This is a genomic window from Synechococcus sp. RC10B2, assembly GCF_047502635.1.
This window is the reverse complement of record NZ_JANSHO010000052.1, coordinates 1-26221: the sequence shown is the minus strand read 5'-3', so window position 1 is coordinate 26221 and position 26221 is coordinate 1. Positions and strand designations below refer to the sequence as shown.

General features: G+C 60.0%; 22 protein-coding genes and 1 tRNA gene. 16 read left to right on the top strand and 7 right to left on the bottom strand.

Annotated elements, in window-relative coordinates; all coding sequences use genetic code 11:
* Positions 1–31 precede the first annotated feature (31 nt).
* The 8 genes from NW855_RS06085 to NW855_RS06050 all read left to right on the top strand — a co-directional run bounded on the left by NW855_RS06085 (position 32) and on the right by NW855_RS06050 (position 7876).
* Positions 32–2515 (top strand): heavy metal translocating P-type ATPase, encoded by a 2484-nt coding sequence (locus NW855_RS06085; protein ID WP_414508525.1) that lies wholly within the window; start codon positions 32–34, stop codon positions 2513–2515.
* Positions 2516–2803: 288 nt separating this feature from the next.
* Complete coding sequence (locus NW855_RS06080) at positions 2804–3640, top strand: DUF4388 domain-containing protein (RefSeq protein ID WP_414402418.1); 837 nt, start codon at positions 2804–2806, stop codon at positions 3638–3640.
* A gap of 161 nt (positions 3641–3801) precedes the next feature.
* Positions 3802–4683: a DUF4388 domain-containing protein gene (locus NW855_RS06075; RefSeq protein WP_414508524.1), complete on the top strand. Its 882-nt coding sequence runs from the start codon at positions 3802–3804 to the stop codon at positions 4681–4683.
* A gap of 124 nt (positions 4684–4807) precedes the next feature.
* On the top strand, positions 4808–5176 hold the full coding sequence (locus NW855_RS06070; RefSeq protein WP_011431637.1) for a roadblock/LC7 domain-containing protein: 369 nt from the start codon (positions 4808–4810) through the stop codon (positions 5174–5176).
* A 53-nt stretch (positions 5177–5229) separates the two neighbouring features.
* Entirely contained in the window at positions 5230–5784 is a 555-nt protein-coding gene (locus tag NW855_RS06065; RefSeq protein WP_011431636.1) for a protoglobin domain-containing protein, read from the top strand.
* Between the two features lie 56 nt (positions 5785–5840).
* On the top strand, positions 5841–6380 hold the full coding sequence (locus NW855_RS06060) for a GTP-binding protein (RefSeq protein ID WP_011431635.1): 540 nt from the start codon (positions 5841–5843) through the stop codon (positions 6378–6380).
* Positions 6381–6492: 112 nt separating this feature from the next.
* Positions 6493–6945, top strand: a complete 453-nt coding sequence (locus NW855_RS06055) for a hypothetical protein (protein WP_011431634.1) — start codon at positions 6493–6495, stop codon at positions 6943–6945.
* A gap of 7 nt (positions 6946–6952) precedes the next feature.
* Positions 6953–7876 (top strand): fructosamine kinase family protein, encoded by a 924-nt coding sequence (locus NW855_RS06050; RefSeq protein WP_414508523.1) that lies wholly within the window; start codon positions 6953–6955, stop codon positions 7874–7876.
* A 52-nt stretch (positions 7877–7928) separates the two neighbouring features.
* Here the strand turns inward: NW855_RS06050 and glyS are convergent, their stop codons facing one another.
* Together glyS and NW855_RS06040 are read right to left on the bottom strand one after the other, a co-directional pair.
* The gene (gene glyS, locus NW855_RS06045) at positions 7929–10121 is read right to left on the bottom strand and encodes a glycine--tRNA ligase subunit beta (protein WP_414508522.1); all 2193 of its coding nucleotides are present in this window, start codon (positions 10119–10121) and stop codon (positions 7929–7931) included.
* A gap of 110 nt (positions 10122–10231) precedes the next feature.
* Complete coding sequence (locus NW855_RS06040) at positions 10232–12310, bottom strand: cation:proton antiporter (protein ID WP_414508521.1); 2079 nt, start codon at positions 12308–12310, stop codon at positions 10232–10234.
* A 283-nt stretch (positions 12311–12593) separates the two neighbouring features.
* Here NW855_RS06040 and NW855_RS06035 point away from each other — a divergent pair, with 283 nt between their 5' ends.
* The gene (locus NW855_RS06035; protein ID WP_414508520.1) at positions 12594–14192 is read left to right on the top strand and encodes a serine/threonine protein kinase; all 1599 of its coding nucleotides are present in this window, start codon (positions 12594–12596) and stop codon (positions 14190–14192) included.
* A 97-nt stretch (positions 14193–14289) separates the two neighbouring features.
* Here the strand turns inward: NW855_RS06035 and NW855_RS06030 are convergent, their stop codons facing one another.
* The 3 genes from NW855_RS06030 to NW855_RS06020 all read right to left on the bottom strand — a co-directional run bounded on the left by NW855_RS06030 (position 14290) and on the right by NW855_RS06020 (position 17438).
* Positions 14290–14889 (bottom strand): superoxide dismutase, encoded by a 600-nt coding sequence (locus NW855_RS06030; RefSeq protein ID WP_011431628.1) that lies wholly within the window; start codon positions 14887–14889, stop codon positions 14290–14292.
* 189 nt (positions 14890–15078) lie between these two features.
* Complete coding sequence (locus tag NW855_RS06025; RefSeq protein ID WP_414402426.1) at positions 15079–15459, bottom strand: hypothetical protein; 381 nt, start codon at positions 15457–15459, stop codon at positions 15079–15081.
* On the bottom strand, positions 15456–17438 hold the full coding sequence (locus NW855_RS06020; RefSeq protein WP_414402427.1) for a transglycosylase domain-containing protein: 1983 nt from the start codon (positions 17436–17438) through the stop codon (positions 15456–15458). Before NW855_RS06020 ends, NW855_RS06025 begins: the two co-directional genes overlap by 4 nt.
* Before the next feature lie 788 nt (positions 17439–18226).
* On the opposite strand from NW855_RS06020, the gene csaB reads away from it, so the two are divergent.
* From csaB to NW855_RS06000, 4 genes are all read left to right on the top strand, one after another.
* Positions 18227–19378 carry a polysaccharide pyruvyl transferase CsaB gene (csaB, locus tag NW855_RS06015; RefSeq protein ID WP_414402428.1) on the top strand — a complete coding sequence of 384 codons (1152 nt, stop codon included), beginning with the start codon at positions 18227–18229 and terminating at the stop codon, positions 19376–19378.
* A 151-nt stretch (positions 19379–19529) separates the two neighbouring features.
* Positions 19530–20114 (top strand): CPBP family intramembrane glutamic endopeptidase, encoded by a 585-nt coding sequence (locus NW855_RS06010; protein ID WP_011431623.1) that lies wholly within the window; start codon positions 19530–19532, stop codon positions 20112–20114.
* A gap of 149 nt (positions 20115–20263) precedes the next feature.
* The gene (locus NW855_RS06005) at positions 20264–21106 is read left to right on the top strand and encodes an alpha/beta hydrolase (protein WP_414402429.1); all 843 of its coding nucleotides are present in this window, start codon (positions 20264–20266) and stop codon (positions 21104–21106) included.
* Positions 21107–21260: 154 nt separating this feature from the next.
* Entirely contained in the window at positions 21261–22343 is a 1083-nt protein-coding gene (locus NW855_RS06000) for a mechanosensitive ion channel family protein (RefSeq protein ID WP_011431621.1), read from the top strand.
* A 49-nt stretch (positions 22344–22392) separates the two neighbouring features.
* On the opposite strand, the gene NW855_RS05995 is transcribed toward NW855_RS06000, so the two are convergent.
* On the bottom strand, positions 22393–23406 hold the full coding sequence (locus NW855_RS05995; RefSeq protein ID WP_240527306.1) for a hypothetical protein: 1014 nt from the start codon (positions 23404–23406) through the stop codon (positions 22393–22395).
* Positions 23407–23728: 322 nt separating this feature from the next.
* Between NW855_RS05995 and NW855_RS05990 the strand changes: the two genes are divergently transcribed.
* Positions 23729–24379, top strand: a complete 651-nt coding sequence (locus NW855_RS05990; protein WP_011431619.1) for a peroxiredoxin — start codon at positions 23729–23731, stop codon at positions 24377–24379.
* A 206-nt stretch (positions 24380–24585) separates the two neighbouring features.
* Here the strand turns inward: NW855_RS05990 and scpB are convergent, their stop codons facing one another.
* A complete protein-coding gene (gene scpB / locus NW855_RS05985) occupies positions 24586–25140 on the bottom strand; it encodes an SMC-Scp complex subunit ScpB (protein ID WP_011431618.1) in 555 nt (184 codons plus the stop codon).
* A 214-nt stretch (positions 25141–25354) separates the two neighbouring features.
* Here scpB and NW855_RS05980 point away from each other — a divergent pair.
* Both NW855_RS05980 and NW855_RS05975 read left to right on the top strand, forming a co-directional pair.
* A tRNA-Ser gene (locus NW855_RS05980) sits at positions 25355–25439 on the top strand.
* Positions 25440–25980: 541 nt separating this feature from the next.
* Entirely contained in the window at positions 25981–26187 is a 207-nt protein-coding gene (locus NW855_RS05975) for a hypothetical protein (protein WP_099834730.1), read from the top strand.
* Positions 26188–26221: the final 34 nt, after the last annotated feature.

The following is a 26221-nucleotide window of genomic DNA, read 5'->3' as shown; positions in this document are numbered from 1 at the left end:
GCCAAAAAGCGAGGTCGAGGGAGTCCCTGTAATGGCCCCTGCAGAGGCGCCGCACCCTGGGGAAGAAACCCAGCCAGCCAAGCCCGCTGTGGAGGATAGGCCCTCAGAATTGGCTGGGAACGGATCCCTGCTGCTCCAAGTAGGGGGGATGAGTTGTGCTGGCTGCGTCCGGACCGTTGAGCAGCTGCTCCTAAGCCAGCCTGGAGTGGTCAAGGCCAGGGTTAACTTGGTTACCGAGTCGGCCCTTGTGGAATTTGCCCCCGGGATCCAGCCTGACCCAGAACAGCTGGCCCGGATCTTGACAGAGGCGGGGTTTCCCAGCACTTTTCCCCAAAATCAGGCCCCCTTGGTAGCGGGCGAAAAGGCCCTGGACGCGCCCGCGGATCCCCTGGCCCGGCAGCGGCGGCAAACCCAAGACCAAATTCGCCAGGCCCTCGCCGCCGCTTTTTTGCTGCTGGTCTCTGCCGCTGGCCACCTGGATCTGTTCACCCGTTTGGGCTTGCCCGTTCTCAACGACGTCTGGCTGCACTGGGGGTTGGCGACGTTGACTTTTCTTGGCCCAGCTCGGGGCATTGTCCTGGACGGCTGGCGGGCGGCGCGGCGGCTGGCCCCCAACATGAACACGCTAGTTACCCTGGGATCCGGATCCGCCTACCTGGCCAGTCTGGTGGGGTTGCTGGCCCCGCAGGTGGGCTGGGAGTGCTTCTTTGAAGAGCCGGTGATGCTGCTCAGCTTCATCCTGCTGGGGCGGGCCCTGGAACAGCAGAGCCGTCTGCGGGCGGCCAGCAGTTTGCAATCGCTGCTCAGCCTGCGCCCCAGCGTTGCTTGGCGAGTCCGACCCTCTCAACGGTCAGGATCCCCAGCCGAAGACCTGAGCAAAGGCGAGCTGGCGGCAGAGCAGTGCCCCGTGGAACAGGTGCAGGTGGGAGACTGGCTGCAGGTGCGGGCTGGCGAGCAGATCCCGGTGGATGGGGAAGTAATTGCCGGCCAGGCCACGGTGGACGAGGGCATGCTCACCGGGGAATCCCTACCCGTGCTCAAACAGCCAGGGGATCCGGTCGTGGCCGGGACGGTCAACCAATCGGGGCTGCTGCTGTGCCAAGCTACGCGCACCGGCAAAGACACCACCCTGGCCCAGATCATCCGCTTGGTGGAAGAAGCCCAGGCCCGCAAGGCCCCCATCCAGGGCCTGGCCGACCGGGTGGCCGGCTACTTCACCTACGGGGTGGTGGTGCTGGCCCTTCTCACCTTCGCCTTCTGGTACTGGGTTGGGATCCCCTTGTGGGGCAGCGAGCTCCTGAGGGGGGTCGGCCTTCACTCCCCTCTGCACCTGGCGGATCACCCGCCCCACCCCACCCCTCTGCTCCTCAGCCTTAAGCTGGCCATCTCGGTGCTGGTGGTGGCCTGCCCCTGTGCCCTCGGATTGGCGACGCCGACGGCCATTCTGGTGGGCACCGGCCTGGGCGCGGAGCGGGGGCTGCTCATCCGCGGCGGCGATGTCCTGGAGAAAACCCACCGCCTGCAAACGGTTGTCTTCGACAAAACCGGCACCCTCACCCAGGGGGATCCGCACCTAACAGATTGCCTGGCCCTCGACCCCTCTCTGGATCCGGCTCGGCTGCTGCAACTGGCGGCCACGGTGGAAAGCGGCACCCGCCATCCCCTGGCCCAGGCCATTTTGGGGGCCCTCCGCGAGCGAGGACTACCCCTGCTCTCTGCCGACGAGTTTTACACTCAGCCAGGCCTGGGGGCCTCGGCGCGGGTGGAAGGGCAAGAGGTCATCTTGGCCTCCTTAGAGGGGCTGGCCGCCCTAGGGATCCCGATTTCCCCGCAAGCGCAGGCCCAAGCCCAGGCGCTGCTACAAGCTGGCAAAACGGTGGTGGGGGTGGCCGTGGCGGGATCCCTGGTGGGGCTGTTGGCGGCCCAGGATCCCTTGCGGCCTGATGCCCAGGCAACGCTGCAACAGCTCCAGAAAATGGGCCTACAGGTGGTCTTACTGACTGGGGATCGAGCCGAGGTGGCTCACCAGGTGGCCCAAGCTTTGCAGGTGCCAGGGATCCGCACCATCGCCGAGGTGCAGCCAGCCGACAAGGCTCAAGTCATCCGAGATCTGCAGGCCCAGGGCCAGAGAGTTGCCATGGTGGGCGATGGCATCAACGATGCACCGGCTTTAGCCCAGGCCGATGTGGGCATTGCCCTGCACTCTGCTACTGCTGCCGCTCTGGAGACTGCCGATATCATCCTCATGCGCAACCGCCTCTGGGACGTCGTGGAAGCCATCCGTCTCAGCCGCGCCACCTTTCACAAGATCCAGCAAAACCTCCTCTGGGCTATTGGCTACAACCTGCTGGGGATCCCGCTGGCAGCAGGGGTGCTCCTGCCCGCCTTTGGCATTGGCTTGAGCCCGGCAATGGCTGGGGGTCTCATGGCCTTGAGCTCCCTCAGTGTAACCCTCAATTCGATTCTCTTGAGGAGAACATTTGTGCCCCGTGAATTTTCGAGTAGCTACAGCTAAAAAGTGTTAGAGGCTGCGAACAACCGAACATTGATTGTTAAATATTTGTTAATCTTCCGAGTTTTTACTGAGCTGCTGACATAGCAACTGCTGCATACAAGTTAGGAAAATTTAGCAAGTTCGACTAACTCTGACTAAAAAATGCATCATCTTTAACCTTTTGCAACCTGGGCTTATGATTAAGTTCAGACTAGCCCATGAGGGCACTCTTTGGTTTTTTGCCTAACGGAGCAAGATCCGTGAAAATACTGGAGAAACTGATCCTAGAGGGGCAAGGGGAGTAAAAGTATGGCAATGCTAGGGGATCTTCAGGAATTCTCCCTGAGCGACCTATTGCATTTGATGGAGAAGGGTAAGAAATCGGGGCAATTGTCTGTCTGGGCGCCCAATGGTATCTACCGCATCTGGCTTTATCAAGGCCGGGTGATTGCCGCTTTGCCCCCTGAAGAAAAGCATCGCTTGGAAAACCTGCTGACTGGCTCTAGGCTAGTGGACAGCCAGGTGATTAGCCAGTTGGTTGCCAGGGGTCTGGAGGAACCTCTGGGGCGTTGCCTGCAGCAGCAAGGGTTGATCTCCCCTGTAGATTTGGTCAAGCTCTTTCGCCATCAACTGCAAGTGGGGCTCTACTGCCTCTTTGCCTTGGAAGCGGGCCAGTTCAGCTTCTTACCCAACGTACCGTTGCCCTATCAAGAGATGACTGGCTTAAGCAAGGAGGCTTCGGCCGTAGTTTTGGAAGGGCTGCAGCAGCTGAAGCAGGATCAACGTCGGGAAGAAAACTTGCCTCAGCCGGACAGCTACTTCTGGCGCACCAGCCTTGAGCTTCCTCTATACAAGCTTTCGCCGCTGGAGTGGTCGATCTTGGAGCAGGTCTCTCCTTCCCGCAAGCTAGCTGATCTAGCGCGGGCATTGGGGGCTGATTTGTTGGAGGTGCGCTATGCCTGCGCGCGCTTAGCTAAGCTTGGACTCATCGCTCCCTGTGAAGGCCCAATAGCTATGCCTCAGCCTTCTCTGGTGGGCACTTCTAAGGCTTCGGGAGCAAATAACCTTGGAGAGACAAGGGAGCCGGCTAAGCCCTCCTTGGTCAGCCGCCTCTCCATGCTTCTTAGGAGCATTCGCGAGAAATAGCTGGTCGAGTCAACGACTCGGGATTCAGTGTAACTGCTGCCAGGTCGGGTAGCGGGAAAGTCAGCCTTTTCCGCGACTGCATAGTTGTCCGGGGAAAATATTTGGTCGAGAATAGGATGTGTTGCGGGGATCCCTAAAACACTACGCGAGGGAGGCTGGCCATGGCCATAGTCGGAGACCTCCGGGAATTTTCTCTGCCTGACTTGTTGCAGCTAGTTGAAAGGGGCAGCAAAACAGGTCAACTTTCCGTCTGGGCCCCAAACGGCATCTACAAAATCTGGTTTTACCAAGGTCGGGTGATTGCAGCTCTGCCCCCCGAAGAGGAACATCGCTTGGAGGGTTTGCTGGCCCGCTCCGGCCTGGTTAGCGAGCGGGTGGTGGAAAAGCTGGCCTCTTTCTGTGGCCCGGAAGAGCCGCTGGGGCGGTGTCTGCAGCGGCAGGGGTTAATTTCGCCTGTGGCTTTGGCCAAGCTCTTTCGCCACCAACTGCAGGTAGGTCTCTACAGCTTGTTTGCCCTGGAAGCGGGCCAGTTCAGCTTCTTGCCTAGTGTGCGCCTGCCCTATCGCGAGATGACCGGCCTGAGCAAGGGTGCCAGTGCCGTGGTTTTGGAAGCGCTGCAGCAGCTCAAGCTGGACCAGCGTCCTGAAGAAAGTCTGCCGCAGCCGGACAGCTACTTCTGGCGCACCAGCAGCGAGCTGCCCTTGTACAGGCTTTCGCCTTTGGAGTGGGGAGTCTTGGAGGGAGTTTCCCCCTCTCGCAACCTGGCTGAGTTGGCCCGGGCGTTGGGGGCAGATCTTCTGGAAGTGCGCTATGCCTGCGCCCGCCTGGCCAAGCTGGGGCTCATCAGCCCCTGTGATGGCCCAACGGCCATTGTTCCCTCTTTGCTGGTTTCGGACAAGTTGACGGCGGTGGCAGAAAGCTTGGAAGCTGCGAAGGAAAAGCCGAGCACCAAACTACCCTCTTTCTCACAGGGAAGCGACCGGGTTAAGCCCTCCCTCGTCTCGCGGCTGGCTACTTTGCTGAGGGGGGTTCGGGATAAGTGAGAGATTTTTGAGCGAGGAGATCTTCTGGCAGATCTTTGCAGTACTATTTCTACAGCAGATAGAAGTATCAGCAAATAGATACGAGAAAAAATGACAAAAAGTCTTGAAAGCAGGGAGAGAAAGGATGGCTAATTTATCCTCTTTGCAAGCAATTCTCCAGAATTACGTTTCCAGCACGCCGGAAGTTCAAGGAGCAGCAGTGGTCACGCCAGATGGCTTGCCTCTGGCCTCTGCATTGCCAGCAGGCATGGACGAAGAAAGGGCATCGGCCATGTCGGCGGCTATGCTTTCTCTGGGGGAACGAATTGGGAAAGAGCTGAGCCGCGGAGCCATAGAGAGAATTTTTGTGCAGGGAGAAAAAGGGTACGGCGTTTTAACCAGTTGCGGACCTGACGCCGTTTTGCTGACGCTAGCCAGCCATGAAGTTAAGCAAGGCTTGCTCTTTTTGGAAATGAAGCGAGTGGCCGCAAGCATTGCAGAAGCGATGAAGTAGGCAAGCTAAGCAGGGAAGCTGGGTTTTGATTTTCGCTTGATTTTGAGGGAACTATGACTATCAAACCTTTGGAGCTGCTACAAGTCTTGATCTCGCGCACCGAATTTACAGACGAAGACAGGAAGATTTTGCAGCAAAGTGCCGACTGGGGCAGCAGCATCGCCACAGAAATGTCGGATGCCTTTTACGGCTATTTGGATCGCGATGCTGAGATGGCAGCTGTTATTGCTAAGCACAACCGGCAACGGCTGGGCCAGACTTTTACGGACTGGTTTAAGGAAATGTTTACAGGCATGGACAACTGGGGCCCCCAGTACGCCGAGCGCCGCTGGAAAATTGGCCTAGTTCATGTGCGCGTTGGCATTGGCCCTCAACACGTGGTGCCGGCCATGGCCACGGTTGTGCAGGAGGTGAGCCGCCGGCTGGTCAAAGAGGGCAAGCCCGAGCAACTGCGGATGAGCCTGAGCAAGGTCTGCATGATCGATCTCTCCTTTATCGAGCAAGCCTATCTGGAGGTGGCTTACAACGCTGTGCAGCAGGAAACGGGCATGAGCGAGGCGTTGTTTAAGCGTCTTATTGCCACCGGCGCCAGCAACTTAGCTTCTTAATTCGGCAAGGGCTCTAGGGGCAGATTTAGGCTAGGGGTTTAGGGCAGGGGCTGACTATGGACAACATTCTCCGCATCGTCGTAACCGGGCCGGTGGGGGCTGGAAAGTCCACTTTTATCCGCACCATTAGTGAGATCGAAGTGGTCGATACAGATCGCAAGGCCACCGATGAGGTGGCAGAGCTGAAGCAGAGCACAACGGTCAGCATGGACTTTGGCCGCCTGAGGATCGGAGAAGAGGAAGAAGAGATGTGGCTGCATCTCTACGGCACCCCCGGCCAGGCCCGCTTCAGCTTTATGTGGGATATTTTGATCCGGCGCGCCCATGGGTACATCCTTTTGGTGCCCGCCCACCTGCCCGGTCAGTTTCGCAACGCTCAGGCTATTCAAGCTTTCATGAAGGCGAGGACAGATGTTCCCTCGGTTATTGGGATCACCCATGTCGATCACCCCAATGCCTGGGATCCAGAAGACATTTTGCTGATCTTGAACAACCAATCGATTCCCCACACGACCCTAAATGCCCAAGAGCCGGCCTCTGTGGCCAATACTCTGCTCCTATTGGTTGAGCAACTGATGCCCCAGGTGGTTGTCTGAGAGGGGGTAGCTGAGACGGCTCGACCTGCTCCGATTTCTCTTAGATGCTGACTCCGCAGCAGAAGATGCTAAGAAATGTTAAGCTAAGGAGGACTGGGATCAGGTAAGCTTCATGGAGTCTCTTTACGCTGGCGGCGAGTTTTCCCGTAGCTTTGTCAACCCCCCTATCTACTCGGCCATTGCCCTGCTCAGCTTCTTCGCGGTTATTTTCGGCATCATCTTTAAAGACAAGTTGGAGTACCAGGTAGCTCTTTGGCAGCAGAACCGAGAGAGCCAGGGGCAGATTCGCTACCGCACGCCGGGGGTGATCCTCACCTATACTCTCTGCTGTGTGTTTACCTTCGGCTTTGTGGCTGCCTGTTTGAACGTGTTTGGCCTATCTTTGGGCTTGGCTGCTCTGGTGGGCGGGATCCTTGTCTTCAGCACAGCAGGATTGATCTGGTGGCGGCTGGGATCCCTGATGGAGCTGTTGGCGGTGGGGGGATCCCAAGCGGTTGACATCGACTCCTACGGGGCAGGAGCTGTTTTAGATCCTGAGGCAGCGACGCCCACGGAAGGAAAATAGGGTACTGATGCAGAACTTTTGGCAGGCCGTCGCTCAGCACCTTTCTGAAATCACAGGGGATCCCTTGCGTCCTCTACACTACCGTCCTGTGGGCGGGGGCAGCATCAACGCTGCCTACCGGCTCTCCTGTGTGCTCCAAGCTTTTTCTGCCCAGGAAACTAGGGACTACTTTGTTAAAGTGGCACGGGGAGGAGAGGGAGCGCTGGAGATGTTTGCGGCGGAAGCGGCAGGCCTGCAAACTTTGGCGGCAGCCAAGGCTGTGCGGGTGCCGCAGCCGATGGCCTGGGGATCCGTCGGTGGGCAAGCCTACCTGGTGTTGGAATATCTGGAGCTGACCTCGCCCCGCCCCCAAACGGGGAGTCTGCTGGGATCCCAGTTGGCCCAGTTACACCGCACGCTCTCCCCCAACGGCCACTACGGCTGGGATCGCAACAACACCATCGGCTCGACGCCGCAGATCAACAGTTGGCGACAGAACTGGCTGGACTTCTACCGGGAACAGCGACTGCTCTACCAGGTCAAGCTGGCTTGTCAGCGGGGTTACCGCGGCGCGTGGGTGGCGCAAGCCGAGCGGGTAATGGCGGAGCTAGAGACTTTCTTTCTGGACTACCGACCCGTCCCGTCTCTGCTGCACGGGGATCTCTGGGGCGGCAACTACGGCGCCTTGCCCGACGGCTCGCCGGTGATTTTTGACCCAGCCACCTACTACGGGGATCGGGAGACGGATCTGGCGATGACTGAGCTTTTTGGCGGCTTCCCGGCGGAGTTCTACCGGGCCTATCAAGAGGCCTATCCCCTGGACGAGGGGTATCCTCACCGCAAGCCCCTCTACCAGCTCTACCACTGGCTCAACCATCTCAACTTGTTTGGAGAGGGTTACCTGGGCTCAGTGCAGCGGGCCTTGCAGCAATGCTTACGCTTTCTTGCATAGTCTTGTTCTACTCCCTCGCCTACGCTTAGTTACTGGGATAGCCAGCCGGCAGCTAGCGGCTCTTCTCTGGCGTCGCTTCCCCGGCCATGACCACAGCCCCCATATCTCCCAGCAGGCGAGACTGGTTGCGCAATACCCCCAACAGGTTCAGCCGGTTGGCCCGCAGCCTGGGATCCGGATCCATGACCAAAACCGCCTCGAAAAAACGATCCACTGCGGGGGCTGCTGCCTGCAGGCCCTCCACCAGTGGGGTAAAGTCTCCTTGGAGGGCTGGCTCCACCCCCAGGCGGTAAACCCTCTGGCAAGCCTCGTACAGCTCCCGTTCTGCCGCCTCCTGCAACAGGTCGGCATCCACAGCCGCTGCCGGATCCAGCACGGCGCTGTCCAAGTCTCCCTGGGCGGCCAGGCGGGCACAGCGATTGAGGGTGGGGTAGAGATCCGCCAATTCCCCGGTGGCTCGCAGGTGTTGCAGGTACTCAGCCCGCAGCAGGGTGAGGGGCAGGTTGGCTAAGGCTCGCCGAGGGAGGTCGGACTTTGCTGGCTCCCCCTCTTGCAGCGCTTCTGGATCCCCAACCACTGCCCTGACCAGGTCGTAATCAATCCGCTTTTCCTCCTGCAGAAGGATTTGCAGCCGCTGCAGCAAAAACTCCTGCAAAGCCTTCAAGGTCTTCTCGTCGCCTGCCGCGTAGTCCTGCACCACCCTCTGCAACAGGGAGTTGAAGTCAAAGGTCCAGCCGGCATCCCAGGCAATCAACACCAGGCTGTTGGCGGCCCGCCGCAGGGCAAAGCGATCCGAAGAACCAGTAGGGATCTGCCCCAAGCGAAACATGCCCACCAGGGTATCGAGGCGATCCGCCCAGCCCACCACCCGTCCGGTTAAAGAGGCGGGCAAGGCCTCCCCTGCCCCCAGGGGCCAGTAGTGTTGTTCGATCCCCTCTGCCACGGCTTCAGGCTCGCCGTCCTGGCGGGCGTACTCGGCGCCCATGATCCCCTGCAGCTCCGGGAACTCGTACACCATTTGGGTCACCAGATCCGCCTTGCACAGGTAAGCGGTGCGATCCACCAGCGCCTGCTCCTGGGGATCCAAGTTCAGGGCAGCGGCAATGAGGCGGCTGATGTGGCGGATGCGCTCCACCTTGTCCCGCATGGATCCCAGCCCTTCGGCAAAAGTAACCGCCTGCAGGCGTTCCACCCGCTGCGCCAAGGGGATCCGCCGATCCTCTTCGTAGAAAAAGCGGGCATCGGCCAGGCGTGCCCGCACCACACGGCTGTTGCCTGCCCCGATCCGCTCCGATTGCCGGGGGTCGCCGTTGGAGATGGTGATGAAATAGGGCAGCAGTTTCTGGGGATCCCGGCCATCCCGCACTGGGAAGTAGCGCTGGTGGGTGATCATCACCGTCTCGATCACCGCCACGGGCAATCGCAAAAACTCCGGCTCAAAGCGCCCCAGAACCGCCGTCGGCCACTCCACCAACTGCACCACCTCCCGCAGCAGAGAGGAAGGGATCTGCGCTTGCCCGTTCACCTGCCTGGCCAGCTTGGCCACCTCCGCCTGGATGTGCGCTGCCCGCGCCGCCGGATCGGGGCTGACCCCGGCCGCTTGCATTTGCTGAACATAGCTCTCGGCCCGCTCCAGGACAACCTGCTGGGATCCCAGGACGCGGTGCCCCCGACTCACCCGCCCCGCCACCAGGCCCGGCAAAGGATTTCCCTCGGAGGTAGGCCAGAGCAAAGGCAACACCTGATCCTCCCAAAGGGAAACCAGCCAGCGGATGGGACGGGGAAACTTCAGGTCTCCATAGCCCCAGCGCATCAGCCGTTCGCCGCTCAAGCTGGTGATCCAGGTGGGCGCCAATTCCTGGAGCACCGCCGCCGTCGGTCGGCCCCGCACCCGCTGCACGGCAAAGACAAAGGATCCCTTGCCCACTTGCCGGATTTCCAGGCTGCCGGGATCCACCCCTTGTTTTTGGGCAAATTTTTCCCCGGCAGGGGTGAGCTGGCCATCTTGGTAGGCGACCTGAACCGGCGGCCCCTTCACCTCCAAAGTGCGATCCGGCTGCTGGGTGGGCAACCCCTGCAACAGAACCGCCAGGCGGCGTGGCGTGCCGAAAAGCTGCATCTGCTCGGCCTGCAGATGGGCTTCTGCCAAAGAGGCCGGGATCCCCGTCCTCCACTGCTCTAGGGCCGAATCCACAAAACTAGCTGGCAGCTCCTCACAGCCAACTTCCAGCAAATAGGCAACCATAGGCTCCGCCCGGCGCTAGCGACGTCTTTCCTCGGCGAGGGTGGGTGTTGATCGCGATTTCTCAGTCTAGCAGGGGAAGCGGGCTGCCGTTTGAGCCAGTCTCACTAGCCCTAGTACCAAGTGGAGTCTCCTGCCGCCAGAACACTCTCCTGCAAACGCGGCGGGTGGGCAGCAGGCAGATGCACCACGATCATGGGGAGGTCGGGACGATGGCGGGCGATGATCTCCGGCTCGCGGCTTAGGCGAAAGCGGCTGCGGGCTTCGCTGAGCACTCCCACCAACATATCCCCCGGCTGCAGGGCTTTGAGCACCTCGGCCACCAACCCCCCCTGCACCCGCTGTACCGGCAGATGGGCATAGCTTGCCGCCCCCGGGCCCGGAGAGCGCTCCCGCAGCGGTCGGGTTTGCACTAAGAGAAGCTGCAGCGCCGCTTTCAACTCCCCAGCCAGCGTCTGCGCCAGCCCAATCGTCTGCTGCAGGGATCCGGAAGACACTTCCAACTCGGGGGCTGCCAAGAGGATGCGCTGTGTCGTCTCGATCGGGACGGGAAACCGTGTAATCAACACCGGGATCCCCACCTGGCGCACCACCGCATCGATGACGCTGCCGAAGAAATTCTCCGCATAGGTGGAGTAGCCCTTCCAGCCCAGGATCACCAAGGTCGCCTGCCGTTCTGCTGCCGAGCGAACGATCCCTTTTTCCACCGAGTCATCCACCCGGCGAATGGCTTCCACTCGGGCCACGGCGCTGTGGGCCAGAGCTTCGGCAAAGGTCAACAATTGCTCTTGCCGGGCCAAAGCTGCCGGCGAGATCCCGGCGCGGTCAGACAAGACGTGCAGCGGCAGCAGCGTCCCCCCTTCTTTTTTGACCAAAATCAACGCCAACCGCAGCAGGTTGCTTTCGGTATCGGGGTTGGCCACCGGCACCAAGACGCGGGATCCCCAGGCCGGTTTGGGCAAGTCGCCGGCTTCTGCCGCCACCTCCGCAGGCTGGAGTTGCTCGCCCCAGCGGGCCACGATCCAAGGCGAGGCAATGCAGGTAACCAGGATCATGGCGATGGTGCCGTTCACCGTCAGCTCATCCACCAACTCCACGTTAAAGGCCACCGTGATCGCCGCCAAAGTAGCCGCTGCCTGCGCTACCGACAGGCCGAACATGACCATGGCGCTGGCCAAGCGCCAGCCGAACAGTTGGGCCGGGATCCAAGCGGCCAGAAACTTGCTCACCACCTCCGCTGCGATCATCACCCCGCCCACCAGCAGCGTGCGCGGCTCGCCGAAGAGGATGCCGGGATTGATCAGCATCCCCACCGAGATCAAGAAAAACGGCACAAACAACGTGTTGCCGATAAACTGAATGCGGTTCATGAGGGGGCTGAGCTGGGGGATGATGGGGGTGATGGCCGTCCCGGCCAAAAAGGCGCCCACCACCGGCTCAATGCCGATCAACCCCGCTCCGTAGGCCACCACGAACAAGGTGGCAATCACAAAGGTAAACTCTGCCCCCTCGTCGTGGCCAAAGCGCCGGAAAAACCAACCGCCCAGCTTGGGCACCCCCCAGAGGGTGGCCAAGGTGTAGAGGGCAATCGAGGGGATCAGCGTCAGCCAAAATTGCAGCGTCAGCTCGCCTTGGTGGGCGCGCACCACCACCGCCAGCACCAACAACGCCAAGACATTGGTAATTAGCGTCGCCCCCAAGGTGGCCGTCACCGTCTGCAAGCGCATCAGGCCCAACTTGGAGACGATCGGCAGGGCGATGAGGGTATGGGAGGCAAAACACGAGGCCACCAGCACCGCCGCCAGAAAGCCATACCCAATGGCCAACATGGCTGCTGTGCCGATGAGCATGGGCAACAGAAAGGTGAGCGCCCCGAAGATGGTGGCCTTCCCGGCATTGAGCTTCAAATCTTCCAGACTGGTCTCCAGCCCCGCCATGAACATGAGAAACAACAGCCCCACCGTGCCCAGCAGGATGATGGTCTCGTCCCGCCGCAAGATGCCCAAGCCGTAGGGCCCCACCACCAGCCCAGCCAAGATTAACCCGATGATCCCCGGCAGGCGCAGCCGCTCAAATAGCAAGGGAGCCACCAGCATGATGGTCAGGATGATCAAAAACACCAGCACCGGATTCTCAACAGGGCCGATCAGGGCTAGAGGGATCCCCGAAATTTGCAGCCAGTTAGCCAGCATAAATCACCCGACAGACAGCTAATGAACAGACCCGGCAAAGCGCCCGCATGAGTCTATCAGATTCCCTCGGCTCTAAAGTAGATCTCTGTAGTCCACAGTCTTTGTCCAGCCTTCAATCGCTGGCAGGGCGTTTAATAATAAATATTTAATAAGTATTCAAAAGTAAGTACATCGGACACATTAAGCAGTGAAAACAGCTTGGCAGTAGTGCCCAGAGAAAGGCAAGAGAAACTCCCGAGAAACACGCATTAAAATTCAGAGGGTACATGCTCCTAGGCTGCCTATGCACCAGCTTGCTCCTGGAAAAGTAATCGGCCAGCGCTATCAACTGGTTCACAGCATTGCAGCGGGCGGCATGGGGCGGGTGTTCAAGGCTGTCGATACGCGCCTGTTCAACCGTCCGGTGGCGGTCAAGCTGTTGCACCAAAACTTGGCAGGCGATGACAACACCCGACGCCAGTTGCACAAACGTTTTCAGCAGGAAATTCGCATCAGCACGCTGCTGGGGGAGCACCCTGCCATTGTTAAGGTGCTGGATTACGGTCTAGAGAACGACCAACCTTACCTGGTGATGGAATACCTAACGGGGCGCAGTTTGGGGGAGCTAATGCTCAAGCAGCCGGTGCTGCCGCCTCAACAGGTGGTGAGGATGGCCCGCCAAGTGTGTGCCGGTCTCTATTACGCCCACAACTTGGAGACCGAGCAAGATGGCCACCTCATCAAGGGGGTGATCCATCGCGACATCAAGCCCAGCAATCTCTTTGTCTTGAAAGATGAGACCCTGGGGGAGACGGTCAAGATCCTGGATTTCGGCATTGCCAAGCTGCTCAGCGATGTTTCCCTGGCCCTCGGCACCCAAACCACCGGCTTTTTGGGCACAGTGCGCTACGCCTCTCCCGAACAGGTGCGCGGCGAGGAACTGGATCCCCGCTCCGATATCTACTCGTTCGGCGTGGTGCTCTACCGCATGCTGACCGGTCAACACCCCCTAAAACCGAAGACCGATTCTTTTCCCGGTTGGTACGAGGCCCACAATTACCAACAGCCTCGGCCCTTCGACCGCTCCCAGTTGCCCCATGAGATCCCGCCGGCGCTGGAGGAAGTGGTGCTTGCTTGTCTGGCTAAAGATCCCGGCCAGCGGCCCCCGAATATGAAGCTCCTCAGCGACCAATTGGAGGGATCCCTGCAATCTGACAGCAGCGCCGGCTCTGCCCTCACCCCCCCTCCAACAACCTCGCCCTTTTCCGAGCGCACCCTGGCAGCCCTCGATGGTCAGGAAGGCGCCCATCGGCTCAGCGCCCAGCCGGAGCCCAAAGGTAGGCCGCTCCCCCTCTGGGGAGGGATAGCCCTTTTGGCCGCCATTGCCGGGAGCACTTTTTGGGGCCTGCGTCTGCTCTTGGATCCGGGCACAGGCATGGAGAGACCGCCTGCCGTTCCGCTGCCCCCTGCCACCGATGGGCAGCAAGCCATCCCGGAGCCGCTGCTGGACTGGCTGCTGCGGGATCCAGCGGGTGAGCCAGCGTTTGAAGATGATCCGGATCCGGCTCGGGACAACCCTCAAGACCCTCCTCAACCCGAACCCACGCCCACACCGGCAACCGCCCCAGCACCCCCGCCCACTTCGCCGCCCCCCCCACCCACCCCTGTCCCCGCTGCGCCCCCGCCCCGACCGGTTGCAGTGCCCACACCCGCTGCTCCACCTTCTCCAGCTCGTGTCCCAGCCAAGCCTCTCCCCCCACAGCCCATCAACCAACCCTTGTTTCCCCAAGTGAACCGGGTTGCTCCAACTTCTGCTCCCCTTGCAGCCCCTCCAACCCAACCTCCCACCCCTGGCTTTCTGGAGCGGTTGCGCGAGGAGCGGGAACGCTTGGGGAAAGACTAGGCGCAAAAAAGGGATCCCTGAGGATCCCCTAGCAAAGAGCTGGGCAAGGCTAGTCCTCGATGGGATCCCCCGTCAGAGGATCCCAGAAGAGAGTCAGTCAGGCAGCAGCCAGCCGGGCATTGGCGGCATCCCAGTTCACTAGGTGCTCCAGGTAGGCGCTGATGAAGTCGGGCCGCCGGTTTTGGTAGTCCAGGTAGTAGGCGTGCTCCCAGACATCCAAAGTGAGCAGGGGCACTTGGCCGTGCACCAGCGGGTTTTCGGCGTTGGGGGTTTTGGTAACCTTGAGGGTGCCGTTGTCCAGCACCAGCCAGGCCCAGCCGCTGCCAAACTGGGTGGCCGCCGCCGTTTTGAAGGCCTCGACAAACTTGTCGTAGCCGCCAAAATCGGCGTTGATCTTGTCGGCGATGGGCCCCGTCGGCGCGCCGCCCCCACCTGGCTTCATGGATTCCCAGAAAAAGGTGTGGTTCCAGACCTGGGCGGCATTGTTGAAGATGCCCACTTTGTCGGGATCCCCAAACGTGGTCTTGATAATTTCTTCTAGCGACTTATTGGCCAGCTCGGTGCCTTCGATCAGCTTGTTTAGGTTGGCCACGTAGGCGGCGTGGTGCTTGCCGTGGTGGTAGGAGAAGGTTTCCGCCGACATATAGGGCTTGAGGGCGTCGGCAGGGTAGGGCAGAGCCGGGAGTTCAAAAGCCATAATCGTCTGTCCTCTGTGTCTTGTGCAAAGAATGCAAGAAAGGACGCAGCGAAGGCAAAGATAAATCGGACAACGGCGTTACCTTTCTTTGCAGTCTTAGTGTAACTCAGAATGATTACGCTTTGGGATCCCCTCGCCATTTCCGTGCAGGCTGAGACCGTCCCCTCCTCTCCAAGCAGGGGGCCAGAGCTAACGGGATCCCTCCCGCAGCAGCTCGATCAGCAGGGGAGCGACATCCCTGAGCAGGGGGATCAAAACCGCCGTGATGGCGGCAATGGTAACCACATTGCGGGTGAAGTTGAGGGTATCGCGGCTGAGCTGGAAAAACCGCTCGTCCCAGCGTTTGACCTCGGCCTCCAGACGTTCTTCGGCGCCAGCAATGCGTTCCTCGGCTTTGGCAATGCGTTCCTCGGCTCTGGCAATGCGTTCCTCGGCTCTGGCAATGCGCTCCTCGGTGCCGGCAATGGTTTGCATCAGCTCTTGGTTTTGCCGGGCCAGTTGGGCGATGGCCTGAGCGTTGGCCTCGACAGTGCGCTCGATGCGCGCCAGCCGCTCCTCGCTGTAGCTCATGGTCGGGGAGGGGGAAATTGATGCGGGCTGGGAAAGTCCTGGGGTGGGATCCCTTGCAGGGCCTCGCTCATGAAGCGCTTCCAGGTGGGGGCAACAAAGGCCCCGCCGGCGGTGCCGGGCAGCATGGGGGAGTTGTTGTCGTTGCCGATCCAAATGGCGGTGGACAGTTGCGGCACATAGCCGATGAACCAAGCGTCGCGGAAATCAGAGGTGGTGCCGGTTTTGCCGGCCACCGGGCGCCCATCGTCCAGACGGGCCGCCGTCCCCGTGCCCTGGGTCACCACCCCCTTGAGGATCTGGTTGAGGGTGGCCACCGCCCAGGGATCCAAAACCCGCTGCGGCTGGGGCTTGGCCTCGAAGAGAATCTGACCGTTGCGATCCACCACCTGAGCCAAGAGAGTTGGCTCCACCCGGTAGCCGCCATTGGCAAACACCGCATAGCTGGCGGCCATTTCCAGGGGGCTGACGCTGGCCGAGCCCAGGGCCGTGGCCAAGTTGGGAAACATCTCGGCACTGATGCCCGTGGCCTGGGCTGCCGCAATGACGTTGCGGATCCCGACTTCATCTGCCAGCTTGACGGTGGGCACGTTGCGGGAGAGCTCCAAGGCGCGGGCAAAGGTGAGGGGGCCGTAGAAGGTGTTGTCGTAGTTTTTCGGGCTGTAGGGAGGCGAGCCAGGATAGGTGATGGGAGTGTCGTAGAGGATGCTGTTGGGCCCGTAGCGGCCGGTAGCCAGAGCCGCGTAGTACACATAGGGCTTAAAGGTGGATCCCGTTTGGCGAAAGGCTTGGGTGGCGCGGTTAAATTGGCCCCGTTGGGCGTTGATGCCGCCCACAAGGGCCTTGACGTAGCCTGTGCGGGGATCCACCGCCGCCAGAGCCATCTGATCAGCCCGGCGAGTGGCGGTAAGGCGAGGCCCGTCTTCGTTGACAATGCGCTGGGCAATGCGCTGCAGCCGCAGGTCGATAGTGGCCTGAACCCGCAGCCCCCCCTGGAGGATGGCCTGCTCGCCATAGCGGCGCCGCAGCTCTGCCTCAATGGCGTCGGTAACCGCCGGGGCGTTGCTCTGGAAGGAGGTGATGCGGCCCAAGGTCAATTCTTGCTCCCGTGCCGCCTGGGCCTCTTCCGGGGTAACCCAGTTCAGCTCCACCAGGCGATCCAGCACCAGCCGCTGCCGTCGCTTGGCCCCTTCCAGGTTGCGAAAGGGGCTGAGGATTTCCGGGGCCGGCAGGATCCCGGCCAACATCGCTGCTTCCGCCAAGTTCAGTTCCGCCGCATCCTTGTTGAAGTAGCTGCGGGCCGCCGCCTGGATGCCGTAGAGGTTGTGCCCCCAGTACACCTGGTTGAGGTACATCTCCAGGATCTCGTCTTTGGTAAAGACTTGCTCCAGCCGCACCGCCAGCACAATCTCGGCCACCTTGCGGCTGAGGGTGCGCTCCGGCCTCAAAAACAGGTTCTTCACCAGTTGCATCGTCAGGGTGGAGCCGCCTCCTGCCGAGCCCAACCCCCCTTCAACACTGCCCAGCAGCGCCCGGCCCAAACTGACCGGGTTGATGCCGGGGTGGGTGTAGAAGTGGCTGTCTTCAATGGCCAGCAGGGCTTTTTTCATCTCCGGCGAGACCTCTTCCAGCGAGATCACTTCCCGGTTGGCTTCCCCGTGCAAGCTGGCAATCGGCTCGCCGCGAATATCGACAATGTGGGTGGTGGCCACCGGCACGTAGTCCCGCAATTGATGCACATCGGGCAGGTTGCGGAAGCTGATGGCCAACCCCATCAAGCCGGCAGCCGTCGCTGTAGATCCCAAGAGCAGGGATCCCAGCAACAGGTTGCCCACCGTGGCGGCGGCCTGAGCTCTCCAGGAGGGGCGAGCGGGTCGGGCGGCGTCGGCATACTCGTCATACCCCGGAAAGGGGCGGCTGTAAGGATGCTGCGAAGCCGAATTCCTAGCCCAGCGGGCCGATGGTCTGCGACCGTAGGTCACCTCAAAAACCCCGTCACTTCAGCGTTGCGGAGCGACCGCAAGTCTGACCCATTATAGGGCGGCGCTTCTTAGGCCGGCAGGGGATCCTTTCCCTCTCTGAGTGGGCCAAATCCGGGTGAGCGTGGGGGGTTTCCGAGTGCTTTGTCTGCTGGCTGCTGGGATCCCCAGTTCCCTACCAGCCCGGATCTCGACATGCTGTTTCGCAGGGCAGGCGGCTGCCTCGCCGCTATCTCGCCCCAGAAGGGCGGCAAGATTGTTATCGACGTGCGAAAAACTCAGTTAGAACTGCTTAGCAAACTTTTCTGCAAAAGGGATCCCTGTCCCACCGCGTTGAGATCTTGCGCCTGGAAGCGCTATCTCGATATCCAGGACTCTTGTCATTGGCAGTGTTGGCAGGGCCAGAAGATCCAGGACAGCGTCTTGCCAGGTGGCTAGAGCAATAGCCGAGATACGAAACTGCGGCAAGAAGAGGAAGTATCTGGGGTGTTTCCACATCCCTTCCCGCAAGCGGGCCATAGGTCTGGGAGTTGGGGTTACGGCGTCCCCTGCGATGCAAACCGCATGCTCTGGGCAGCTCGGCAAGTGGGAGCCATCCCACAAGCTGAGAAAGACCCCCCTGGCAGAGCGCTGCGCGGAAGCAAGCTATAGCCGTGGGGAGAACATCAAGGAAGACCTGTCTGAGACCTTCCGCTGCAAGGGAGATGTCTGCGCCGGCAGCGCTCTGGATCCCGGAAGGAAGCTGTAGGCTGGATTAGGTTCTCGATGCAACGGGCCGAGTTCGACCAACCTTGACTGCTACTGATTGGGGATCCCGGCGCAACTTGCCTGAGCAAATCGGCTCGATGCAGGGGCCACGGGTTTTGATCTGTGGCTACCACGGCTACGGCAATGCCGGCGACGAGGCGTTGTTGCTGGCCCTACTGCGGCAACTCCAGCAGTTGTCCGGCCCTGTACAGCCGGTGGTGCTCTCTCCTCGCCCCGCGGAAACGGCTGCCACCTATGGGGTACTGGCCTGCCCGCGCTTCGATGGCTGGGCTTTGCGGCGCTATCTGAGGCAGTCTCAAGCTTTTATCTGGGGTGGGGGCGGCCTGCTGCAGGATCGCACCAGTTGGCGCAGCCCCCTCTACTACCTGGGACTGATGCTCTGGGCCCAGCGGCGGGGGCTGAAAACCTTGGCCTGGGCCCAGGGGATCGGGCCGTTGCAGCGGGGCTGGATCCGCGAGCTGGCCCGCCGCGCTCTAGCAGGTTGTACAGCCATCAGCGTGCGCGACGCCGTTGCTTCTCAATGGCTGCGAGCCTGGGGGATCCCCCATCAGGTGGCCCCGGATCCGGTTTGGGGCCTGCCCTCCAAAACCCTGCCGGAGTGGGAAAGATGGCCTCAGCCCCGCATTGCCGTGGTCTTGCGGCAGCATCCCCAGCTCACTCCAGCGCGATTGGAGATTTTGGCTGAGGGCCTGAGACGCCTCCAGGCTGCCACCGGAGCTTATCTGCTTTTGCTGCCCTTCCAACTGGCTCCGCCTGGATCCCCCGACCTGGGGCCAGACTACCGCTTGGCGCAACGGCTGCAACAGCGCTTGCCCGGCCACAGCCAGGTGTTGGAAATTCGGGATCCCTATCTTTTAAAGGGGGTCTTTCGGGGGGTGAAATTGGCAATTGTGATGCGCTACCACGGCCTGGTGATGGCGGCAGCCGAGGGCTGTGCCTGCTTTGGCCTCAGCTACGATCCCAAGGTGACAACGCTGCTTGAGGAATTGGGCATGCCCGGCTGGGATCTCGAGGCGATCCCAGAGGATCCGGAAGCTTTGCACCGGGCTTGGTTGGCCTGCTATGCCGATGGGCCGGCCCTCGGCCCTGACCAAGTGGCCGTTTGGGTGGAGCGATCGGCCCAGCACGCCCAGTTGTTGAGGCAGCACCTCCACTGGCAAGCAGCGGGGAGTTGAGAGCTCCTACCCTGTTGACCGAGACAATGGCGGCCTAGGCCCCGCCCTTCAGGGCTTGGAGTGTTCCCCGCTGCCAGTGTGGATTCAGGCAGCCGTCCTTGTCGAGATTCGCTCTACCCTGGGAATAGGGTGCCAAGCCAAATCCCCTCCCATGAGTGCCGAGATTCAACCCTGTACGCGCCAACAGATCCTGATCGGGATGGGCCTGACCAGCCTGATCGCGGCGGTGATCGCCGGCCTCTGGATCTGGCTGGGATCCCTGCGCGTGCCCTTCCGTTGGGATCCGCTGGCCGTTGCCTGGGGAACGGCGCTGGGGCTGGGGGTGGCGCTGCTCAGCTGCGGGGCTTACTGGCTTTGGCCGGCCTATCGCCGGGCGGCTTCCGCCTACTTGCACCTGGTGGCGGATCCCCTGCAGTGGTCAGATATCTTCTGGGTGGGGGTGCTGCCGGGCTGGAGCGAGGAATGGCTGTTTCGCGGCGTGCTGATGGGATCCCTGGTGGCCAGTCCCTTGGGGTGGACGGGCGGGATCCTCTTGAGCGGCCTCTTGTTTGGGGTTTTGCATTGGCTGGGATGGCAGGGTTGGCCCTATGCCGTCTGGGCCAGCGCCGTGGGCGTCCTCCTGGGGCTGGGCGTGTGGCTGTCGGGAAACCTGCTGGTGACCATCGTCGCCCATACTCTGGTTAACTGGATTGGGGTTTGCCTTTGGAAATGTTCCGCCTTGCCAGCCGAATCCTGATCGCGTCAGCGGGCCGTAGGCCTTTCGCGTGAGCGGGCCGTAGGCCTTAGTTGCCGACGTCGCCGCCACCAATTCCCCCTCTCCCTCTGGGGGAGGGGCCGGGGGTGAGGAGAATTATCTCGATGCCAAGCCGAGGGATGTTAAAGCCTTTGAATTGGATTTTGGGATCCTTCCCGGGGCTGCAGGTGGGGCGATCCTTGCTGCTTATTGGCCTGGGGGTGTACGGCTACCTGCTCTGGCTGGGCTGGTTTCAATCGGAGCGGCTGATCTTTTTGCCTCGCCCCGCCAGCTACCAGGATGGGGATGCCATTTTCAAGCTCACCACCGCCGATGGCCTGCAGATTTCGGCGGTGTATCTGCACAACCCCGAAGCCACCTATACCCTCCTCTACAGCCACGGCAACGCCGAGGACTTGGGAGATATCTTGCCGCGCCTGGCTGGCCTGCAGCAGGGGGGGTTTGCCGTCTTGGCCTACGACTACCGCGGCTACGGCACCAGCGAAGGGATCCCTTCCGAAGCCGGTGCCTACAAGGACATTGAGGCCGCCTACGCCTATCTGGTGGAGCAGGGGATCCCGCCGGAGCGGATTTTGGTTTACGGACGCTCGGTGGGGGGCGGGCCCTCGGTTTACTTGGCAGCCCAAAAGCCGGTGGGGGGTCTGATCCTGGAATCGACCTTTGTAACTGCTTTTCGCGTCTTGACCCGCATCCCGCTGCTGCCTTTTGATCGCTTCGACAACCTCAGCCGCATCGCCCAGATCAACTGCCCACTGCTGATTTTGCACGGCACCCAGGATCGCTTGATCCCCTTCTGGCATGCCGAAGCCCTTTACCAAGCGGCACGGGATCCCAAGCGTTTGGTGCCCATCGAGGGAGCCGATCACAACAATTTGCTACAAGTGGCCGGGGAGCGCTACCTGCCCATCCTGCACCAATTTGTGGCCGAGCTGGTGGATCCCGAGCATCCTTTCTCCAAGCAGCCGGCTAAGTAGCGATAAACACAGTGTTATGATGTCCCTGTTTTGTTAGCTAAGACCCAGAGGGTACTGGTTACAGAAGCAGCAAATCCAGGCGACTCTTTTGCCCTGGGCTTTCCCGCTGCTTTTATTCGCTGTTGGTTGACCGAAGAAGGCGGTTTTCAAGGCCATGCTTCAGGAGATTCTCAGCTTCCAACTGCTGGGCAACCCCCTTTGGAACTACCTGCTGGTATTTTTCATCTTTGTAGTCGGGATCTTCGCCATCCGCACTGTGTTGCGGGGCTTGGTTCTCCGAACCTTGGCAGGTTGGTTCTCTAAACTCAGCGGGATCCCCGGCAATACTCCTATTCAACTAGTAGAGCGCTACCTGATCCCTTTGCTCTACCTGGCTCTGATTTACGTCTGTTTGAGCAGCCTAAATTTGGCCACCGTCCTGCGGCAAACTCTGGACATCCTGGCCACTGTCGTTGGCACCTACTTGGGCATCAATCTCCTCAGCGCCAGTGTAGAGTATGCTCTGCGCATTTACCTGATGCGCAAAAAAGGCGATGCCACCACCGAGCAAAGCTTGCTGTTGCTCTCCCCTCTGATCCGGGTGGTGTTTACCCTTATCGGTATCTTGTTTCTGCTGGAAAATCTGGGTTTTGATGTGGCAGCACTGGTGGCCAGCTTGGGCATTGGCGGTATAGCCATTGCTTTGGCGGCGCAAGGAGTCTTACAGGATCTGTTTGCCTATATCTCTATTTTGATGGATCGGCCTTTCGAGATTGGGGATTTTATAATTTTGGGCGATTTTATGGGATCCGTAGAGTACATCGGCATCAAAACCACGCGCCTACGCAGCTTGGGCGGAGAGCAGATCGTGATGGCCAATACCGATATCACCGGATCCCGAATTCGCAACTACAAACGTATGCAGCGGCGGCGGGTGGTTTTTGGCTTTGGCGTTGTTTACGAAACTCCCCCCGAAAAGCTGCAGGCCATTCCAACCTTGGTGAGACAAATTATCGAAGCCGAGCCCAACGCCCAATTTGACCGCGCCCACTTCGCCGCCTACGGAGATTTCAGCCTCAATTACGAAGTGGTTTACTACGTGCTCAGCCCAGACTACAACCTCTACATGGATGTGCAGGAGCGCATCAACTTGGCTCTGAAGCGAACTTTTCAGGAACAGGGAATCGAATTTGCCTACCCAACGCAGTTGCTCTACCTGAGCTCGAAGCAGCAGGGTGCCCTCACCAACCTCTCTTAGTCCTCTCTTAGTAAAGAAGTGGGATGGGAATGGGGCTGCCGGCGGGTTTTCAGATAGCTCCTTGACCCATCAGTTCTTGCAACAGGTTCTGCGCCGTTCCCATAAAGCGCATCACGTCAGGATGATGGCTCCAGATGGGGTCGCTTTCGGGGAAAACCTCCAGCGAGAACATGCTCTGCACGGCTCGCAGATAAGGCAGCAGGACGGTGTAGCTGGCCGGGGTGAGCTGAAAGCGCAGCGCCTCATCCAAAAGCTCCAGCATCTGCCGCACCAGCTTCCACTCCACCTTCAAAGGAGGGTAGAGCATCACACACAGGGGAAACAGCTCTTGTTGGACAGCCGCCACACTGCCTTCCAGGACGCAGAGGCCCAAGTACACCTGGAACATCTCCACATCGCGGATGCTGGAAATCCGCACCTCCAGATCCGTCAAGGGGCCGCTTTCGCAGCGATAGCCTGGGAAACGCTGCGCCACCTCAGCACAGATGGACTCTGCCACGCTGGTAACCAGAGGCAAGAGCTCTTGCACGGCAGCCAGGGGGGCGGAAAAGGTATCGCCTGCATGGGCGGCGGCACCCTCGTACATCCTCTGGAGGGGCATGTAGAGGTGGTCGTCCATGACCTTCAAGTAGGGGTGGAAGAGGCCGCGCTCTTGAGGGGATAGGGCTTGCAAGACCATTTGCCCCGTGTAGTGGAATTGCATACTTAAAAAGCCCAGCACCCGCGGATCCCGTTCGCTGTAGCGGGCCCTCAGCCGGCCACAGAGCGGCGCGATCTGCACCGAAAAGCGAGCCGGCGAGAGGCCCTCCCCACAACTTTCCGCTGCCGCCTCAAATAAATCCCGAGAATCCTCGGCAATTTGCCAGGGATCGATCAAGTCCGGATCCAGCCGCTGCTTGGGTATTTCAGCAGCCAAGAGCCGCTCTGTCTTGGCCCAGGCCTGGGAGCTGGCAAAGCGCAGGGATCCCTTCACTTTGTCGGCCAGTTGGGCGCCCGGCAGCTCGCCCAAGGCCGCCTGCGCCCGCAGCTTGTCTACATATTTTTGGGCCCACAGGGTGGCCAAGCTGCAAGTTGTAGCTGTTTCTGCACTTCCCATCGATCCCACGGCCTCGCCCGAGAAGCTAGATTCTGTTACCTACAATACCCTTAGCACGTCGCCGTTGCAGCCTGTAAAGAACTTACAGAATATTAATTCCCCCGCAACAATCGTTTACGTCGGGAAAGGGCACTCCCCCTAGCCGGCAAGTTGGCAACACCTTAAAATATCCTAAAATCCGCTCGGAAAAGTGGAGTTTTTGTGGCAGAATAGACTGTAGATCGATCGATGGCAAGGATCCGGATCCCGGCCTCACCGGACTGAACTCTTTACTGAGGAGAAAGAGCGTATGGCTCTCCGACTTGGCGATACAGCTCCCAATTTTACGCAAAAGTCCACCCACGGCGAAATTGACTTCTACTCCTGGGCCGGGGATAGCTGGGTAGTGTTGTTTTCCCACCCTGCCGACTACACGCCGGTCTGCACCACCGAACTGGGCACCGTTGCCAAGCTGATGCCCGAATTTGAAAAGCGGGGGGTGAAGGTGCTGGCCCTCAGCGTGGACGATGTGGACTCCCACCTGGGCTGGGTGAAAGACATCGAGGAAACCCAGAACGCTATCGTGAACTACCCCATCTTGGCAGATGTAGACCGCAAGGTCTCGCAGCTCTACGGCATGTTGGATCAAACCAACCTTAACCAAGAAGGGCTGCCCTTGACGGTGCGCTCGGTTTTCGTTATCGATCCCAACAAGAAAATCCGCCTCATCCTTACGTATCCGGCCAGCACGGGCCGCAACTTCGACGAGCTTTTGCGGGCCATCGACGCTCTGCAGTTGACGGATAAGTACAGCGTCGTCACCCCTGCCGACTGGAAAGATGGCGACGACGTCATTATCCCGCCTTCGCTGCAGGATCCTGAAGTGCTAAAAGAAAAGTTCCCGAAAGGTTACAAGGAGCTCAAGCCCTACCTGCGGCTCACCCCTCAGCCCAATAAGTAAGTCCACCCCCCTTGGCAGGAAGGGATCCCTTCTCCGCCGAAGCCGTGATTCCTTTCTCTGGATCCCCGCCGAGGGGATCCTTGACTTTATGGTTCTTTAAACCCGCCTAAGACGGTTTCGGAGGGCGCTGCGCTGGCCTAGGCGAAACCTCCTCTTCTGGGAGAGAACGATCGCCGGTGGGGTTGGGATCGAGTTGGGCGGCAAGTTTAGGCTTCGGGGAAGGAAGCTGCTGCTGTTTCGGCCAGCCTCTCCACTGTAAAGTAGCGATGGAACTTATCCGTCACCCGCAACCAGGGGGAGCGGCTGCCTTCTTTGCGATAGCGGGTCACAAAGCCCTTTTCCACCAGCTCTGCCACGTGTTGGTAAGCGCCCTGACCGCGCAACTCCACCAAGTCAGCTTGCGAGAGGGGGCCACGTAGAACGATGGTTGCCAAGGTACGGGTGGCGCCCACCCCGATTTCAGGGGGCAAGAGCTGGTTGGCCAGCTCCAGAAAAGGCTCCCGCAACTGCAGAGCAAACCCCTCCTCCACCTGCAGCACCTCTAGGGCAGAATCGCGGTGGGCGTAGTCTTCCATCAGCTCCAACAGCGCATCGTAGGCCTCCTCGCGGCTGCAGTGGGCCAACTGGGCCAGCGTCGATAGGGCCAACGGCTGTCCCTTCAGGTAGAGGATTGCCTCGATCTGATTTTTCAGGGCTAAAAGACGCCCCCCTCCTATCTCTGGCCTGGAATCTGAAACCGACTTGGAACGACGCGAGGGCATAGCGACAAGGGATCCGCTAACCTGTCCCGTAGCATAGCAGCAGTTGCAGACTGAGGGATCCCTGCTGGGGCGGCCTGGGCCAAGGCGAGCGTTGCTATGCTAAACCATGGCAGGGTCTGCTTTCTCGCCCATCGCGCTACTCGGTGCGGAGTACAATTGCACAGCCTGAAGCCAATTGCGTAGCATAAATAGGGTTTGGGGATCCCAGAGAATTGGAGAGGTGTCCGAGCGGTTTAAGGAAGCAGTCTTGAAAACTGCCGTGGTTCACGCCACCGTCGGTTCGAATCCCACCCTCTCCGTTGCTTTTCCGTTGCTTTATTGAGTAACCCACAATGCTGTTCGGCGGATCTAGCCCCCTACCACGCCCCTACTCCTAGATAGGCCCTTCTACGCCTATCTAGAGGTTGGCTATCTCTTCGACGTAGCCGACCGACTGAGGGCCAGGGCCCAGGGCAAACCGCTGCCAGCGGGGCACAACCCGGAGCCCCGAAACATCAGCTTCATCTACCGGACAGAGGCAGGCTGGAAGCGGGTGGTGGTGCAAAAGGACAACAAGCTGCAGCTCTACAGGCCCAGGGAGAATTGACTGGAAAAGTGGCCTCTGGCATATTACAGGGCAACCGCCAGATCAAGTAGAGCGCAATGCACACGCCGAGCTGGAAGCCCCACCCAATCCTCAAATATGAGCGGAGTGACTGCTATCCCTATATAGTTCTTCCCACCCCCATCAGCCTGCAACTGAGCGGGCCAGAACTGCCCCCTCGCCCCAGAGAACCTGAGCCACCTCAACTACCCCCTCGACCAGTCAAGCCGCAACTACCAGAGCTCCCAACCCGTGTGATGGACAAGCTCCAGGCTGCCCTGTCAACTGGAGCTGGAGTCGTTGCCCTAATTGCGCTGATTATTGCTGAGGCTCCATTCTTTCTAATCTTGGCAGGGATGGCTGGTGTGGCCACCTTAGCCCGCTTCTTATACGAATCCTGGACTTATGAAGAGAGAATGGAAGAATACGAGAGAAAAATGCAAAGTTACAGCCTTTTAATTTAAAATAGGGTACAGGTATTCAAGAGGAAGGAGAGAA

Excerpts from the sequence above, each read along its gene's own strand:
- NW855_RS06085 (WP_414508525.1), top strand. The coding sequence starts at position 32 with ATGGCCCCTGCAGAGGCGCCGCACCCTGGGGAAGAAACCCAGCCAGCC.
- NW855_RS06080 (WP_414402418.1), top strand. The coding sequence starts at position 2,804 with ATGGCAATGCTAGGGGATCTTCAGGAATTCTCCCTGAGCGACCTATTG.
- NW855_RS06075 (WP_414508524.1), top strand. The coding sequence starts at position 3,802 with ATGGCCATAGTCGGAGACCTCCGGGAATTTTCTCTGCCTGACTTGTTG.
- NW855_RS06070 (WP_011431637.1), top strand. The coding sequence starts at position 4,808 with ATGGCTAATTTATCCTCTTTGCAAGCAATTCTCCAGAATTACGTTTCC.
- NW855_RS06065 (WP_011431636.1), top strand. The coding sequence starts at position 5,230 with ATGACTATCAAACCTTTGGAGCTGCTACAAGTCTTGATCTCGCGCACC.
- NW855_RS06060 (WP_011431635.1), top strand. The coding sequence starts at position 5,841 with ATGGACAACATTCTCCGCATCGTCGTAACCGGGCCGGTGGGGGCTGGA.
- NW855_RS06055 (WP_011431634.1), top strand. The coding sequence starts at position 6,493 with ATGGAGTCTCTTTACGCTGGCGGCGAGTTTTCCCGTAGCTTTGTCAAC.
- NW855_RS06050 (WP_414508523.1), top strand. The coding sequence starts at position 6,953 with ATGCAGAACTTTTGGCAGGCCGTCGCTCAGCACCTTTCTGAAATCACA.
- glyS (WP_414508522.1), bottom strand. The coding sequence starts at position 10,121 with ATGGTTGCCTATTTGCTGGAAGTTGGCTGTGAGGAGCTGCCAGCTAGT.
- NW855_RS06040 (WP_414508521.1), bottom strand. The coding sequence starts at position 12,310 with ATGCTGGCTAACTGGCTGCAAATTTCGGGGATCCCTCTAGCCCTGATC.
- NW855_RS06035 (WP_414508520.1), top strand. The coding sequence starts at position 12,594 with ATGCACCAGCTTGCTCCTGGAAAAGTAATCGGCCAGCGCTATCAACTG.
- NW855_RS06030 (WP_011431628.1), bottom strand. The coding sequence starts at position 14,889 with ATGGCTTTTGAACTCCCGGCTCTGCCCTACCCTGCCGACGCCCTCAAG.
- NW855_RS06025 (WP_414402426.1), bottom strand. The coding sequence starts at position 15,459 with ATGAGCTACAGCGAGGAGCGGCTGGCGCGCATCGAGCGCACTGTCGAG.
- NW855_RS06010 (WP_011431623.1), top strand. The coding sequence starts at position 19,530 with ATGAGTGCCGAGATTCAACCCTGTACGCGCCAACAGATCCTGATCGGG.
- NW855_RS06000 (WP_011431621.1), top strand. The coding sequence starts at position 21,261 with ATGCTTCAGGAGATTCTCAGCTTCCAACTGCTGGGCAACCCCCTTTGG.
- NW855_RS05990 (WP_011431619.1), top strand. The coding sequence starts at position 23,729 with ATGGCTCTCCGACTTGGCGATACAGCTCCCAATTTTACGCAAAAGTCC.
- scpB (WP_011431618.1), bottom strand. The coding sequence starts at position 25,140 with ATGCCCTCGCGTCGTTCCAAGTCGGTTTCAGATTCCAGGCCAGAGATA.
- NW855_RS05975 (WP_099834730.1), top strand. The coding sequence starts at position 25,981 with ATGGACAAGCTCCAGGCTGCCCTGTCAACTGGAGCTGGAGTCGTTGCC.